Origin of the sequence: Polaromonas sp. (assembly GCF_030689685.1) — a bacterium.
Lineage (GTDB): Bacteria > Pseudomonadota > Gammaproteobacteria > Burkholderiales > Burkholderiaceae_C > Polaromonas.
Genome location: NZ_JAUYEY010000012.1, coordinates 37822 through 53367, shown reverse-complemented (window position 1 = coordinate 53367; position 15546 = coordinate 37822). Strand labels below are relative to the sequence as shown.

Here is a 15546-nt window from a genome sequence, read left to right as displayed (position 1 = left end):
TCAGCTCTCTGTCAGTGCCCGAGGCGGTTCTTTACAAGTTTTTTACGCCCCCGTCGCTAAAGTTCGCCAGTCGTTCCCGACAGGTTCCGGAGGTTCCCGCATTGAAGACGCTTCTTTCCCTTGCCCATCTGATTGACTGGGTCAATGACCGGTTTGCCAGCGTTGCCAAGTGGGCGGTCATTTTGGCCTGCGTCATCAGCGCCGGCAACGCCATCCTGCGCTACAGCTTTGACATCAGCTCCAATGCCTGGCTCGAAATCCAGTGGTACATGTTTGCCGCGTGCGTGATGCTGGGTGCTGCCCAGGTGCTGCGCGTCAATGAGCATGTGCGGGTGGACGTGATCTACGGGCAGTTCTCCAGCCGCGGCCAGGTCTGGATCGATTTGTTTGGCCTGGTCTGCTTTTTGTTGCCGGTGATGGCCTTGATGATTTACTACTCTGCGCCCTTGTTTCTGCGCACCTTCATCTCGCAGGAAATGTCGAACAACGCCGGCGGGCTGATGCGCTGGCCGGTCATCCTGATGATGCCACTGGGTTTTACGCTGGTCATGCTGCAAGGCCTGTCCGAAATCATCAAACGCATAGGCTGGCTCATGCATGTCTATGAGATGGACCTCCATTACGAAAGACCTCTGCAATGACTTTCCACGCTGGCCCGCGCTGCCAGGGCAAAGCCGCCTTTTCCGCAACCACGCTGCGCCGGAGGACGGCATGAACATGCAAGACTTCGCACCGCTGATGTTTGGCGGGCTGATCGTCATCATGTTGATCGGTTTTCCGGTGGCGTTTTCACTCTCGGCTTTGGGCCTGCTCTGCGGCTTCATCGCGATTGAGATGGGCTGGTTCCCGGCGGCCTTCATGGCCAACCTGCCCTTCAATGTGTTTGGCATCCTGTCCAACGAGTTGCTGCTGGCGATTCCCTTTTTCACCCTGATGGGCTCCATCCTGGAGAAGTGCGGCCTGGCCGAAGACATGCTCGATTCGATGGGCCAGCTGTTCGGGCCGACGCGCGGCGGACTCGGTTACTCGGTCATCATCGTCGGCTTTATCCTGGGAGCCATCACCGGCACCGTGGCCGGCCAGGTGATTGCAATGGCCATGATCTCGCTGCCGGTCATGATGCGCTACGGCTACAACATGCGGTATGCCACGGGTGTACTGGCCGCGTCTGGAACCATCACCCAGCTGGTGCCGCCTTCGCTGGTGCTGGTGGTCATGGCCGACCAGCTGGGGCAACCGGTCGGTGACATGTACAAGGGCGCCTGGGGGCCGTCCATCCTGCAGGTGCTGATTTTTGCCCTGTACACTTTTTTATTGACGCGCATTCGGCCTGCCGACCTGCCCGGTGTGCCCGCGTCTGCCCGAACGCTGGACGGCTGGGCCTTGTGGAAAAAATGCCTGCGCGGCATCATCCCGTCGGCCATTCTGATCTTTGCGGTGCTTGGCAGCATGGGCGGCTTGCCCGGCATCAACACGGCGATTGCCACACCCACCGAAGCCGGGGCCATGGGCGCGGTGGGTGCGTTTATCCTGGCGGCGCTGCACCGGCGGCTGTCGTGGCCCATGATCAAGGAAGGCATGACGGGCACCATGCGCATCACCGCCATGGTGGTGTTCATCCTGATTGGTTCGCGCGTCTTTTCGCTGGTTTTTCAGGGCGTGGATGGCGCTGTCTGGATTGAGCACCTGTTGACCGGACTGCCGGGGGGTCAGACGGGTTTTCTGATTGTTGTCAACATCTTCATTTTTTTTCTGGCGTTTTTCCTCGACTTTTTTGAGATCGCCTTCATCATCCTGCCGATGCTGGGGCCGGTGGCCGAGAAGATGGGCATCAACATGATCTGGTTCGGAGTGCTGCTTTGCGTCAACATGCAGACCAGCTTCATGCACCCGCCCTTTGGCTTTGCCCTGTTTTATCTGCGCGGCATTTCCGACACGCTGTTTAAAAACGGGGCTATCCCGGTCAAGGTGGAATCGAAAGACATTTATCTTGGCGCGATTCCGTGGGTGCTGCTGCAACTGCTGCTGGTGGTGATCGTGATTTTTGCGCCGCAGACTGTGACCGTGTTCCTGGACAAGAAGGTGAAGATCGACGTCGACAAGGTGCAAATTGACATGCCGGCCCAGGAAGAAAACAATGCCAGCGCCGAGGACGAGCAGAAAACCGTCGATGAACTTTTCCGGAACGCCGCCGGACCGGGTACCGCCACGGCCCCCGCCTCGGCGCCCGACAGTGGCCAGAAATAAGATGCAGGCAAACCAGCTACCACGGGGTTTGGATGTCGCTGAAGGCGCGGCTTTCCCCGTGGCAGTCAAGCTGCTGGCCAGCGTGCTGATCGCGGCGTTGGCCTTCTGGGGCGTGAGGGCGTTCGATCAGATGACGGGGGCCGGGTGGTCCACCTCTGCCGCCGTGTTCATGGGCGTGACTCTGTGTGTGATCGGGCTTTGTTACTACTGGATTTTGCGCAGCCGAACCGTCATTGATGAAGACAGCATCCGCCAGAGCTGGCTCTGGCCTAAAGAGGTGGCGCTGGCCGATATCACCCAGGCCAAATTCATCTATGTGCCGTATCTGCAGTGGCTGATCGCGCCTCGCTTGATGGTGCGCGCCAAGGGTCGGGGTCTGTTTGTGTTCCACGCGGCCGACCCGCAGGTGTTACAGCGTTTTGCCCACCTGAGTCTGGGGCTGGGGCCCGCCGCTGGCGCGCCGGTGCTGCCGGACAAGTAGAAAGATCGACCGCGCCTCAGGCTCCGAACACGGCGCGCCATACTGCCAGGATGGCCTCGCGCTCATGCTGCAGCGCGGGTAGCGTGAGCTGTGTGGGCTCTTCGTTCAGGCGCGCCCGGTGCTGCACCCGGCGTAACTCGCGGTAGGCGTCGGCGGCGGCCTGGCCCATGCCTGCGGGCAGCAGGCCGGCCGCCTCTGCCCGCTGCAGCAGTGCAATGTTGCCGACGTTGTCCGCCAGTTGCGGATGGCGGGCGGCCTCGGCGAGAACGAGGAATTGCACCACAAACTCGGCGTCGACCATGCCGCCGGGGCTGTGTTTGACGTCAAACCTTTCGCTGGCTTTTTCACTCCCGCGCGCCGACAGGCCGTCCCCAGGCGCGGGGGTCTCCGGACGGGGCAACGCAGCGTGGGGGCGTTTGATCGGATGCGCGGCGCGCACCTTGTCTCGCATTGCCACAATTTCGTGGCGCAAGGCCGGGATGTCGCGCGCTGCGCTGATCACTGCCAGTCGGACGCTGTCAAAACGCTGACGCAGCGACGGGTGCCCCAGCACAAAACGTGCACGCGTCATCGCCTGATGTTCCCAGGTCCAGGCGGTGTTGCTGCCGCGCTGCTGCTGGTAGCTGGCAAAGGCTTGAAAACTTGTCACCAGCAGGCCCGAATTGCCGTTGGGCCGCAAGGCGGTGTCAATCTCGAACAGGTCGCCTTCAGCGGTCTTGATGGTCAGCCAGTTGATCAGCTTGCGCACAAAGGCGGCGTAGACCTCGGGCGCACGCTCGTCGTCGTCTTCGTAAACGAACACGATGTCGAGGTCGCTGCCGTAGCCGAGCTCCTTGCCGCCCAGCTTGCCGTAGGCAATGATGGCGAATTGGGGCTGTTCGCGGTGGCGGTTTTTCAGGTGCTGCCAGCACCAGCCGGCGGTGACCTCGAGCACGGTCTCGGCCAGCGCGCTCAGGTCGTCGGCCACCTGTTCGACCGTCAGCGCGCCCTCGACGTCGCGGGCTAGCGTGCGAAACACCTCGGCATGGTGGGCACGGCGCAGCAGGTTCAGGCAGCTTTCCTCGTCGTCCTCGCCAGTGCGGCGCAACGCGGCCAGGCGTTGCTGGAGTTCCTCGCCAAACGCCGCCGCATCAAAGCGTTCATGCAACATCGCGTCACTGGCGAGCTCATCGATCACGCCCGGATGCTGCAGCAGGTAACGCGCCGGCCAGCGGGCCGCACCCAGCAGGCGCAGCAGGCGTTCATGCACGGCGGGGCGCTCAACCAGCAGCGCCAGGTAACTCTCGCGCCGCAGCAGCGGCTCGATCCAGTCGATGATGCGCACCGCAGCTTCTTCGCCAGCCTTGCCCTCGACCAGCCACTGCGCAGTGCGCTGCACCAGCCGTGTGAGGCGCGCGCGCGCATCGTCGCGCAGGCCGAGCACGCGCGGATGCCCGCGCCACAGCTCTAGCCGCGCGCGAAACTTGTCGGGCCACTGGGCCGCCAGTTTTTCCAGCAGTTCATCGAGATCCTGCGGCGCGGCTGGCGCCGATTTGCCGCAGCCTTTGCAGTCGGTTTTTTGACCGAGCAGGGTGTCGAACTCCTGAGCCACCAATTCCCGGTGCGCGTCGAGCTCGCTCAAAAACGGGCAGCAACTGCTGTAACCCATGGTCTGCGCAATCCAGGCCAGGTCGTCGTCGCGCGTCGGCAACACATGGGTTTGCTGGTCGTCCAGGTACTGGATGCGGTGCTCGACGCGGCGCAGAAAATCGTAGGCGCGTGCCAAGGCTTCGGCGGTGGCTTGGGCCATCAGCCCGGCGCTGGCCACGCGCTGCAGTGCATCCAGCGTGGGCCGGGTGCGCAATTCCGGGAACTGGCCGCCGCGCACCACCTGCAGCAATTGCACCGTGAACTCGATCTCGCGGATGCCGCCGCGAGACATCTTGACATCGTTGGCGCGCTCGGGGTGGCCGGCGGCGCGTTTGGCCGCGTGTTCGCGGATTTGCCGGTGCAACACGCGCAGCGCGTCGAACACGTTGTAGTCGAGGTAGCGCCGGAACACAAAAGGAAGCACTGACCCGCGCAAGGCTTGGGCCGAGCCGCTCTGGATACATTCCAGCGGCGCCACCACCCGGCTCTTGAGCCAGGCAAACCGCTCCCATTCGCGTCCTTGGGCCTGAAAGTATTCCCCCAGCGCATTGAGCGAGACCGCCGCCGGGCCAGAGTTGCCGTTGGGCCGCAGCGCCAGATCCACCCGGAACACAAAGCCGTGCTCCGTGGTGTCGCCGATCAGGGTGTGGATGGCCTTGACCTGCTGCGCAAAATACTCGTGGTTGGAGATGACACCCCGGCCATTCTCGCGCCCGGACGTTTCGCCGTCGTGGTCGTAGATGTAAATCAGGTCGATGTCGCTGGAGACGTTGAGTTCGCGCGCGCCCAGCTTGCCCATGCCAATCACCCATAGCTGGGCGCGACCGGTTGGTGCACCTTCTGACGCCGGCGCCTGAGGTGGTCCATACAGCGCGTCCAGCGGCGCGCGCGATTCGCAGATGGCGATGTCCAGCGCCAGCTCGGCCAGTTCGGTCATGGCACGTGTCACTACCGCCAGGGGAACGCCTGCGGTAGCTAATGAGACGGGCGTAGGGGCGTGTCTTTCGCCAGCCGGGGCCGCAGGTCCGGCTTCGCCGGACCGCCGGCGCAGCGCCCCCTCGGGGGGCAGCGACGACACTTCAGTGCGGAGTGTGGGGGCCTCATGTTCAAGCGTGGGGGCCGTATCACAGTCAAGAACCACCAGGCGTTCGAGTACCAGCTGGCGCAGGATGCGCAGGCGCACACCGGTATCCGTTTCCAGCGGCAGCAGGGCCTCGTAAGCGGTCTGCATGGTGGCGCGAACCGGCTCGCCGGCCGGCAGCAGCGCGAGTTGGCCAGCATAACGCCGGCGTATGCGCTGGACAAAACGGGAATGGTCCGATGCGGCCGTGAAAGCGGTCAATGAAGCAGGCATGACACTGGTTACCAAACTTCCCTGTGGGGCATTGAACGGACGCAAGCGCTGAAGGTCATAATTCTCATGTCAATGGATCAATCGACCTCCTCCCAGCAAGTGCTTCCCACCCGACGTCTGAAAATTGCCGCCACGGCTGCACGCATCGCTCTGGGGCTGGTTCTGGCTTTCTGGGTCCTGTTCGGTGCGGCCTGGGCCGTGCTCCACGGCTGGATTGTGCCGCGAATCGCCGACTTTCGCCCGCGCCTTGAAACGGCAGCCACTCAGGCGCTGGGGGTGCCGGTGCGTATCGGCCAGATCACCGCCCGCTCCGGGGGGCTGATTCCCTCGTTCGAGCTGCGCGACGTCACCCTGCTCGATGCCCAGGGCCGGGCTGCCCTGAGCCTGCCGCGTGTGCTCGCGGCCGTCTCGCCTTCGTCCCTGTGGCGGCTGGGGTTCGAGCAGCTGTACATCGACCAGCCCGAGTTGGACATCCGGCGCACCGCCAACGGAAAGATATACGTGGCCGGCCTGGATGTCTTGCAAAGCCGCAACGACGGCAAGGCTGGTGCCGACTGGTTTTTCTCGCAGACCGAATTCGTCATTCGCGGCGGTACGGTGCGCTGGACGGACGACCTGCGGCAGGCACCGGTGCTGGCCCTGACCGAGGTGGACTGGACGACACGTAATCCTGGCAAACGCCACCTGATGCGTTTGGATGCAACGCCGCCACCGGCCTGGGGTGAGCGCTTCAGTGTGCGCGGGGTTTTCCGCGAGCCGTTTTTGTCCGGCGGCGCCGGCCGCTGGCAGCAATGGGCAGGCCAGTTCTATGCCGAGTTCAGCCGCGTCGACGCTTCCGAGGTCAAGCGTTACGTCAGCCTGGACCAGCTGGGCATTGATCTGAAAGCCGGCACCGGTGCTCTGCGCGCCTGGGTGGACGTGCATGACGGCCAGTTCACTGGCGGCACCGCAGACCTGGCCTTGCTGGAAGTTGATGTGACGCTGGGGCGGGCGCTGGAACCGCTGGCCTTGCAGGCCGTGACCGGCCGCATCGGCGGCAGGCACCTGGCCAATGGTTTCGATGTGGCCACGGAAAACCTGCAGTTCCGCACCCGCGACGGTCTGCAGTGGCCGGGCGGCAACGCCGCCATTGTCTACACCGGCGCCGAGGGCAAGTCGCCGGTACGCGGCGAAGTCAAGGCGGACAAACTGGACCTGGCGGCCCTGGCCTTGATTGCCAACCGACTGCCACTGGGCAGCGCCACCCACGGACTGATCGCTGCGCTGGCGCCCAAAGGGCTGGTGGAGACTGTCGAAGCGAAATGGCAGGGTGCGCTGGACGCGCCCAGTGCCTATTCCGCCAAAGGCCGCGTGGCCGGGCTGGAGCTGGCGTCACAGGCGGCGCCTCCCGGCGCGGGAGGACCGGGAAGCCAGGCGTCCATCGGGCGGCCCGGCGTGCGCGGCGCGCTGATGGACTTTGACCTGACCCAGCAGGGCGGGCAGGCCAAGGTCAGGATCAACAGCGGCGAGCTGGACCTGCCCGGCATTTTTGAAGACCCCCGCCTGCTGCTCGATCAATTCTCGACAGATGCTCAGTGGAAGCTGGCCGGCCCGAAGATTGACGTGCAGTTGCGCAATATCGCGTTTGCCAATGCCGACGCCCAGGGCACGGCGCAAGCCCGCTGGCACACCGCCGATGCGCCGGCCGCCGGCACGGCCGGTGCCGGGCGCGACAGCCGCTTTCCGGGCGTGCTCGATCTGCAGGGCGTCCTCAGTCGCGGAGATGGCAGCAAGGTCCATCGCTACCTGCCGCTGGTCTTGCCGGACACGGTTCGTCACTATGTGCGAGATGCCGTGATGGCCGGTGCGCTCACGGATGTCAAGTTCAAGGTCAAAGGCAACCTGAACGAGTTGCCTTTTGCCGACCCGAAACTCGGTGAATTCCGGGTCTCCGCCAAGGTCGCCAACGCGTCCTACGCGTATGTACCGAAGTCCATCCAGCCTCGCGATGCCGCTGTCTGGCCGGCCTTGAGTGAACTGTCCGGTGAACTGGTGTTTGACCGCGCTTCGCTGCAGGTCAATGGTGCAAGTGCACGAGTGACCGGCCTGCCCGGCCTGCAGGTGGTCAAGGCCGATGCGCGCATTCCGGACCTGATGCATTCAGCCACGGTGCAGGTCAATGCGGAGCTGAAGGGCCTGCTCAGTGATGCCCTGGGCTTCGTCAATACCTCGCCGCTCGGCGAGATGACCGGCAAGGCCTTGAGCAAAACCGTGGCGGGCGGCGCTGCCGACTACAAAATCCAGCTAACCCTGCCGCTCGCCAAGCTGGACAACACGCGTGTGCAGGGTACGGTCAGCGTGCCGGGCAACGATGTCCAGTTCACGCCCGACACGCCGCAACTGATGCGACTCAAAGGGCTGGTCAGCTTCAGCGAAAGCGGGTTTGCGATTTCCGGGGGGCAGGCACGCATGCTGGGCGGAGACATCCGGCTGGAAGGCGGCACCCGTGCCGCGCCATCCGGCGCCGCGCGCTCTGTGGCCGGCACTCAGGAATTCCCGGATGCTGCCGTGGTGATTCGCGCCCAGGGAACGCTCAGTGCCGAAGGCTTGCGCCAGGCGAAGGAGCTCGGCATGGCGGCGCGCCTGGGCGCCCATGCGAGCGGCGCGACAGCCTACACCGCCAGCCTGGGGTTCAGGAAGGGCATGACCGAGATCAGCGTGGCCAGCAATCTGCAAGGCATGGCCCTGAGCCTGCCCGCGCCCTTGACAAAAAACGCCGAGACCACGCTGCCGCTGCGGTTTGACAACATGGCCATGCGCGAGACCGGCGGCGGCGCAGGCCAGCCGACCCAGGACCAGGTGTCGCTCAGCGTGGGAAGGCTGGCGTCGGTGCTGTATGTGCGTGACATCAGCGGCAGCGAGGCGCGGGTGCTGCGTGGCGCCATGGCGATCGGGTTGGAAGCGGGCGAAAGCGTCCCGCTGCCCGACAACGGGGTCGCGGCCAATATCAACTTGGCCCGTGTGGACATGGATGCCTGGGAGAAAGTGCTGGATGCCTCCGGCGATCCGGCCCCCGCAGCGGTCCCCGGCCGCCTGACGCCGACCAGTGCCGTGCTCAATTACCTGCCGACCAGCATGGCGATCCGGGCCAAAGAGCTGCTGCTGCAGGGGCGCACGCTGCACAACGTGGTACTTGGCGGCTCGCGCGACGGCCTGACCTGGCGCGCCAACATCGATGCGACCGAACTCAATGGTTATGTCGAGTTCCACCAGCCCGGTGGAGCCGGGGCGGGCCGGCTGTATGGGCGCTTGGCGCGCCTGAGCCTGGGCCAGGGCACCGCCAGCGAGGTCGAGGCGATTTTGGACGAGCAACCGGCCAATATCCCGGCGCTCGACATCGTGGTCGAAGACCTGGAACTGCGCGGCAAAAAACTCGGGCGTGTGGAGATTGAGGCGATCAACCGCGGCGCCGGCACCGTGGCGCGCGAGGGCGGCGTGCGGGAGTGGCGGCTCAACAAGCTCAACATCATCTTGCCGGAGGCCACACTGACCGCCAACGGCAATTGGGTGGCCGTCAACGCGCAGCAGGCACTCGGTGTGGCGACCGGCTCGGGGCTGCGCGTGGCCACCGAGCGGCGCCGCACGGTGATGAACTTCCGGCTGGATATTGAAGATTCGGGCGAGTTGCTCAAGCGTTTCGGCATGGCCGATGTCATCCGCCGCGGCAAGGGCCGACTGGAAGGCCAGATCGCCTGGATCGGCTCGCCCCTGAGCCTGGATTACCCGAGCCTGAACGGCCAGTTCAATGTGAATGTGGCCTCGGGCCAGTTTCTCAAGGCCGAGCCGGGCATTGCCAAGCTGCTCGGCGTTCTCAGCCTACAGGCCTTGCCGAGGCGGTTGACCCTGGATTTTCGCGATGTTTTTTCTGAAGGCTTCTCGTTTGACTTTGTGCGCGGTGATGTCAGCATTACCCAGGGACTGGCGTTCACCAACAACCTGCAGATGAAAGGGGTCAATGCCGCAGTGTTGATGGAAGGGTCCGCCGACATTGCGAAAGAAACGCAAAACCTGACGGTGGTGGTGGTGCCGGAGATCAACGCGGGAACTGCTTCGCTGATCGCTACCGTCATCAACCCGGCGATAGGCATAGGCACCTTTCTCGCGCAGTATTTCCTGCGGCGTCCGTTGACGCAGGCGGCAACCCAGGAGTTTCACATCGACGGCACCTGGACCAACCCGAAAATCACCAAGACGGAGCGCAAATCCGTGGTCGGCGCGAAGGCTGGCGAGGACACCGGAGAGAAATAAAGATGCACGTCGCCGCGCTTCAAATGGTTTCCGGCACCAGTGTTCAGGCCAACCTGGAGGCGGCCAGGCAGTTGCTCGGGCAAGCGGCCGCGCAAGGCGCCGAGCTGGCGGTGTTGCCAGAGTATTTTTGCCTGATGGGCTGGAAAGACAGCGACAAGTTGGCTGTGCAGGAAAGCGCTGGCCAGGGTGTTATTCAGGATTTTTTGGCCCAGTCGGCGCGTGAACTCAAGCTCTGGATTGTCGGCGGCACCGTGCCGCTTCGCGCCAGCGACAGCCAGCATGTACGCAACAGCGCGCTGGTGTATGCGCCGACGGGCGAGTGTATTGCGCGGTACGACAAGATTCACCTTTTCCGATTCGACAACGGGCGCGAACAGTACGACGAGTCGCGTGTCATCGAAAGCGGGGCGGCGCCGGTCACGTTTGATTTGCCGTCCATTGACGGCCACAGTTATCGGGTGGGCCTGAGCATCTGTTACGACCTGCGTTTTCCAGAACTCTACCGCGCGATGAAGGCCGATCTGCTGCTGGTGCCTAGCGCCTTTACCTACACCACCGGGCAGGCGCACTGGGAAACCTTGCTGCGAGCGCGAGCGATTGAAAACCTGGCATATGTGGTGGCGGCCGCCCAGGGCGGTGTGCATGAGAACCAGCGTCGCACCTGGGGCCAGAGCCTTATTGTCGATCCGTGGGGACAAATCCTTGCGCAGCGCGCTCAAGGCCTGGCGGTGGTCATGGCCGAGTTGCGGGCCGAGCGCCTCAACGCCGTGCGTTTACAGCTCCCCGCGCTGAAGCACGGGGTACTGTGAGCGCGTTGCCAAAAGTGTTCAACAAGCGCGCGGGCCGGCGCTGGAGCCGCCGCTGGGCGCTGTGGACCCTGCTGGTTGCCCTGCTTGCCGGCTTGTTGTCCACGCTGGTCTGGCTGGCCGGGCGGTATGAAGCCAGCCAGGTACAAAGCCGCCTGGAGCAGGATGCAGCGCAGATGGTCACCGATATCCGCGCAGAGCTGACGCGCAACGTGCAGAGCTTGCAGGCCTTGCAGGCCAAAAGCCCGAGCACGCAGGCCTGGCGCGTCCCAGCGGCCGAACTCCTGCACGAAAACCGCGAGATCATGCGCCTGGAATGGCGCGACCTGGCGCTGGGTCTGATGTCTTTCACCGAGACGCCTTACCGCACCTCGGTGTTCGAGCGCCTGGGCCGCGACGGGACGCAGACCGATGTCGGTTTTGCCTGCGCGGCTGCGCGGCGCTTCAGCGGCCCGGCTTACTCGATCAGCTATTTTCTGCCGCAGGCCGATGGCCTGGGCCTGGAGGTGTTGGACATGTGTGTACCGGTGCTGACGGCCGGCCGACAGGCGGGCTACCTGGTGGCAACCTACTCACTGCCCGATATCCTGTCCGAACTGGTGGGTCGGCAAGTGGCGCGCGGGCAGGGCCTGGCTTTCACCGAAGCCGACGGCACACGGCTGGCGATGTACGGCAACCCAACGCGCGGCAGCCAGGCTCACGTGGCCCAGCAACTGCTTGACCTGCCGGGCAACACACTGGTCCTGCGGCTGGAGAGTCGGCGCGGGACACCGGCCCTGTTTCCTAACCTGCTGACCGCCCTGGTCACGGCCATGTCGATGGCGCTGGTGGCGGTGCTGGCGCTGCTGGGTCGCGACATGCGGCGACGACTCAGGGTGGAGCACGACCTGGCCGACGCGCTGGCTTTTCGCAAGGCCATGGAGGACTCGCTGGTGACCGGTATGCGCGCCCGCGATCTGCAGGGGCGCGTGACTTACGTGAACCCGGCTTTTTGCCAGATGGTTGGCCTGGAGGCCGGCGAGCTGCTCAACCGTGACATGCCCCCGCCCTACTGGCCGCCCGAGCAGGTCGAGGAATACGGGCAGCGCCAGGCCCGCCGCCTGGCCATAGGCGCACATTTGCCGCGTGAAGGCTTCGAGTCGGTGTTCATGCGGCGCGATGGTTCACGTTTTCCGGTGCTGATCATTGAGGCGCCGCTCATCAACGCCGTGGGCAAGCAGACCGGCTGGATGAGCGCCATCCTCGATGTCAGCGAGCAGCGACGCATCGAGGAGTTGTCGCGCGCCAGCCAGGACCGGCTTCAGGCCACAGCGCGGCTGGCCACCGTCGGCGAGATGGCATCGCTGCTCAGCCACGAGTTGAACCAGCCGCTGGCGGCTATTTCCAGCTACGCCACGGGCTCGCTCAACCTGCTTCAGAGCGCTGCGGCGGACAGCAGTGCGCCGGGCAACAGCGATGACCTGCAATTGGCCATGCGCCGGATTGCCGAGCAGGCCGAGCGGGCCGGCAAGGTGATCAGGAGCGTGCACGATTTTGTGCGGCGACGCGAGCAGGTACGCGAGCCGACCGCACCACGTGCCCTGCTCGATGCAGTGATGCCGCTGGTGAGCCTGCAGGCGCGCAAGCTCGGTGTGCGGGTGCTGATGCAGGTGGACGCCGGTTGCGGCCCGGTGCTGTGCGACCGGACCATGGTTGAGCAGGTGTTGCTCAATCTCGCGCGCAACGGCATGCAGGCCATGCAGGGGCTGGACAAAAACCGCCGTACCGAAAAAGTGCTGACCTTGCGCGTGCGGCCGGCCGCGTCCAATGCCTACAGTCGCTGGGTGGAGTTCGCCGTGATCGACCACGGCGAGGGCATCTCGGAAAAAGTGGCCCAGCAGCTGTTCACGCCATTTTTCACCACCAAGGCCGAAGGCATGGGCCTGGGTCTGAGCCTGTGCCGCACGGTGATCGAGCAGCACGGCGGCTTCCTGGGCTTTGAGGCGGTGTCGCCTCAGGGTACGATTTTCACGTTCACCCTGCCGGTGGCGGTCAGCGCCAGCGAAGCGCCGGAGATGGCCGCGTTGGCGGCGTCAGCGTCCTAAAGGAATGTCATGGAACCAATACAGAATGCCACTGTCTACATCGTCGACGACGATGCCAGCGTGCGCGAGGCCCTGGCCTGGCTGCTGCGTTCGCGGCGCCTGCCCAGCGAATCGTTTGACAGTGCGGAAGCCTTTGACGAGCGTATTTCCGGGGTGTTTCAAGTCACTTCTCCTTCATGCGCGCTGCTCGACGTGCGCATGGGCGGCATGAGCGGTCTGGCGATGTTTGAAAAACTGATTGCCTGCGGGCTGTTGCCCACGCTGCCGGTGATCTTTCTGACGGGCCATGCCGACGTGCCCACCGCTGTTGATGCCGTCAAGCGCGGCGCCTTCGACTTTTGCGAGAAACCGTTTTCCGACAATTTGCTGGTGGACCGCATCGAGCAGGCGCTCGCGCAGTCGGCGGCGGCGCTGGCCCAGCACAGCGAACACATCGGCCTGCGCGCCCGCCTCAACGGCCTGACCGAGCGCGAGCGTCATGTGATGCGGCTGGTGGTGGAGGGGCTGCCGAACAAGCTGGTGGCCGACCAGCTCGACATCAGCGTGCGCACGGTGGAAGTTCACCGCGCCCGTGTTTTTGACAAAATGAACGTAAAGTCGGCGGTGGAGCTGGCTAATTTGCTGCGTAATTCATAGCAAATCGTCCGTTTTTTTTGTTGCCGAATCGGGCTCGGCGTCTTTCTTCAGTTCACCGTTCTTGCGACCGGAAAACATGGTCCACCAGACAATGAACACCAGTATCAGCAAAGCCCCCAGGGCTTCAAGTAAAAGTAAGGCCATGACTGTTTTTTCCCGGGCAACACACACCGCTATCATTATCGCCTTCATGGGGCTGCTTGCCTCTTGCGCTACGGCACCGCTGCCTTCGTCACCGACCTCCCGGCCCCCGACCGCAGCCGACACCGCACGCCCCGGCGACGGCACCGGCCTGCCACCGGCAAGAACGCAGGGCAAAAGTCGCTGGGTGCCGGTGCCCTGGTCCGAGTTGCCGGGTTTTGAAAACGACGCGTTGTTTGAGGCCTGGAACGCCTGGCTTAAGAGTTGCGAACGGCCCGGCCCGGTGTTCGCGCCGCTGTGCGACGAGGTGCGGCGCCTGAGTATCGCGAGCTCCGAGGAGCAGCGCGCCTGGATGATGAGCCGTCTCCAGCCCTACCGTGTCGAAACCCCGCAGGGCGCGGCCGAGGGCTTGCTCACGAGTTACTACGAGCCGGTATTCAAGGCCAGCCGCAAGAGTGGCAACGGCTACACCGTGCCGCTGTACCAGCTGCCCGCTGGCCTGGCCAGCCGCAAACCCTGGTACACGCGGCAGGACATCGACATCCTGCCCGAGGCGCAGGCGGCGTTGCGCGGCCGCGAGATCGCCTTCATGGCCGACCCGATTGATGTGTTGATGCTGCACATCCAGGGCTCCGGCCGCCTGAATTTGACCGAGGCCGACGGCAGCCAGCGCATGGTGCGTGTCGCGTTTGCCGGCTCCAATGAGCAGCCCTACCGCAGCGTGAACCAGTGGCTGTTGGAGCAGGGCGTGACCAAAATCAACCCCTGGCCCGACGCGACCAAGGCTTGGGCGGCACAAAATCCGCAGCGTCTGCCACAGCTACTCTGGAGCAATCCGCGCTACATTTTTTTTCGCGAGGAGGTGCTGACTGAGCAGGATGCTTCGTACGGCCCGCGCGGCGCGCAGGGCGTGCCACTGACGCCGGGGCGCTCGATCGCGGTGGACCGCGAGAGCATTCCCTACGGCACCCCGGTCTGGCTGGCATCGCGCGGGGCGGCGGCTGATCTGCAAAAGCTGGTGATCGCGCAGGACACCGGCAGCGCCATCGTCGGGGCGGTGCGCGCCGACTACTTCGCCGGCACCGGTCTTGACGCCGGACTGCTTGCCAGCCGCGTGAACCAGCCCCTGCGGCTGTGGGTGTTGTGGCCCCGGTGAGCGTGCGCTGACAACCGCGCTGCGGCCCCGACGCGGCTAACTTGCTATTAAATCAGGAGCTGATCGCGCCCGCCACATAAGGGCTGGAGCCCTAAAACGCTTGAAACCTGGGATAAAACACCTTCCGGAGGCAGATAGACCCGTCAACTCGGAGGTTTCTTGAGGTGGCCCAGCGGCAGGGCACTGCTGGCCTTGACCTCGCCCAGCGAGAAGCTGGTGTGCATGTCCTTCACGTTCGGCAGGTTCAGCAGGCTTTTCAGCGCAAAACGCGAGAAGCTGTCCAGGTCGCGCGCCACCACCTGCAGCTCGAAAGTGCCGGTGCCGCTGATGTAGTGGCATGCAATGATTTCGGGCAACTTGCGGATGGCTTCTTCCATCACGCTGGTGGCGTCGCCGGTGTTGCGGTCGGCGTCCAGCCGCACAAAAGCCAGCACACCCAGGCCGATCTTGTGTCGGTCGATCTCGGCGCGGTACCCCTTGATGAAGCCGCTCTCCTCCAGCGCCCGCACACGCCGCCAGCAAGGCGCGGCACTCAGGCCGACACGGCTGCTGAGTTCAGCATTGCTGAGGCGTCCGTCGGTTTGCAATTCATTCAGGATGGCGATGTCAAACTTGTCGAGTGTTCCCATAATTGGCGATTATGAGCAAGAATCTTTCTGTGAGCTAGAGAAACAGGGCATAGAAAGCAAAGACTTATCTGTTCATCGCGCCTACACTTTGTCTCT

11 protein-coding genes are annotated in these 15546 nt (G+C 64.1%); 8 read left to right on the top strand and 3 right to left on the bottom strand.

Features of this window, described 5'->3' with window-relative positions; genetic code table 11:
• Nucleotides 1–101: 101 nt before the first annotated feature.
• The 3 genes from Q8O29_RS03560 (at nt 102) to Q8O29_RS03550 (ending at nt 2728) form a co-directional block, all read left to right on the top strand.
• Nucleotides 102–641: a TRAP transporter small permease subunit gene (locus Q8O29_RS03560; protein ID WP_305560687.1), complete on the top strand. Its 540-nt coding sequence runs from the start codon at nt 102–104 to the stop codon at nt 639–641.
• 70 nt (nt 642–711) lie between these two features.
• On the top strand, nt 712–2247 hold the full coding sequence (locus Q8O29_RS03555) for a TRAP transporter large permease subunit (protein ID WP_305560686.1): 1536 nt from the start codon (nt 712–714) through the stop codon (nt 2245–2247).
• A gap of 58 nt (nt 2248–2305) precedes the next feature.
• Nucleotides 2306–2728: a hypothetical protein gene (locus tag Q8O29_RS03550; protein ID WP_305560685.1), complete on the top strand. Its 423-nt coding sequence runs from the start codon at nt 2306–2308 to the stop codon at nt 2726–2728.
• Between the two features lie 16 nt (nt 2729–2744).
• Here the strand turns inward: Q8O29_RS03550 and glnE are convergent, their stop codons facing one another.
• The gene (gene glnE, locus Q8O29_RS03545) at nt 2745–5711 is read right to left on the bottom strand and encodes a bifunctional [glutamate--ammonia ligase]-adenylyl-L-tyrosine phosphorylase/[glutamate--ammonia-ligase] adenylyltransferase (protein ID WP_305560684.1); all 2967 of its coding nucleotides are present in this window, start codon (nt 5709–5711) and stop codon (nt 2745–2747) included.
• A gap of 72 nt (nt 5712–5783) precedes the next feature.
• Here glnE and Q8O29_RS03540 point away from each other — a divergent pair, with 72 nt between their 5' ends.
• From Q8O29_RS03540 to Q8O29_RS03525, 4 genes are read left to right on the top strand one after another with little or no spacing between them, the layout of a single operon-like run.
• Nucleotides 5784–9998, top strand: coding sequence for a YhdP family protein (locus Q8O29_RS03540; RefSeq protein WP_305560683.1), 4215 nt, complete (start codon nt 5784–5786; stop codon nt 9996–9998).
• Between the two features lie 2 nt (nt 9999–10000).
• On the top strand, nt 10001–10807 hold the full coding sequence (locus tag Q8O29_RS03535) for a carbon-nitrogen hydrolase family protein (RefSeq protein ID WP_305560682.1): 807 nt from the start codon (nt 10001–10003) through the stop codon (nt 10805–10807).
• Complete coding sequence (locus tag Q8O29_RS03530) at nt 10804–12888, top strand: nitrogen regulation protein NR(II) (protein WP_305560681.1); 2085 nt, start codon at nt 10804–10806, stop codon at nt 12886–12888. Before Q8O29_RS03535 ends, Q8O29_RS03530 begins: the two co-directional genes overlap by 4 nt.
• A 9-nt stretch (nt 12889–12897) precedes the next feature.
• Nucleotides 12898–13524 (top strand): response regulator transcription factor, encoded by a 627-nt coding sequence (locus tag Q8O29_RS03525; RefSeq protein WP_305560680.1) that lies wholly within the window; start codon nt 12898–12900, stop codon nt 13522–13524.
• Here the strand turns inward: Q8O29_RS03525 and Q8O29_RS03520 are convergent.
• Nucleotides 13519–13668 carry a hypothetical protein gene (locus Q8O29_RS03520; RefSeq protein WP_305560679.1) on the bottom strand — a complete coding sequence of 50 codons (150 nt, stop codon included), beginning with the start codon at nt 13666–13668 and terminating at the stop codon, nt 13519–13521. The two genes, Q8O29_RS03525 and Q8O29_RS03520, sit on opposite strands and share 6 nt — an antisense overlap.
• On the opposite strand from Q8O29_RS03520, the gene Q8O29_RS03515 reads away from it, so the two are divergent.
• Nucleotides 13601–14821 carry a murein transglycosylase A gene (locus Q8O29_RS03515; RefSeq protein WP_305560678.1) on the top strand — a complete coding sequence of 407 codons (1221 nt, stop codon included), beginning with the start codon at nt 13601–13603 and terminating at the stop codon, nt 14819–14821. The genes Q8O29_RS03520 and Q8O29_RS03515 overlap by 68 nt on opposite strands.
• A gap of 143 nt (nt 14822–14964) precedes the next feature.
• On the opposite strand, the gene Q8O29_RS03510 is transcribed toward Q8O29_RS03515, so the two are convergent.
• Nucleotides 14965–15450, bottom strand: coding sequence for an Lrp/AsnC family transcriptional regulator (locus tag Q8O29_RS03510; protein ID WP_305560677.1), 486 nt, complete (start codon nt 15448–15450; stop codon nt 14965–14967).
• Between the last annotated feature and the right edge of the window lie 96 nt (nt 15451–15546).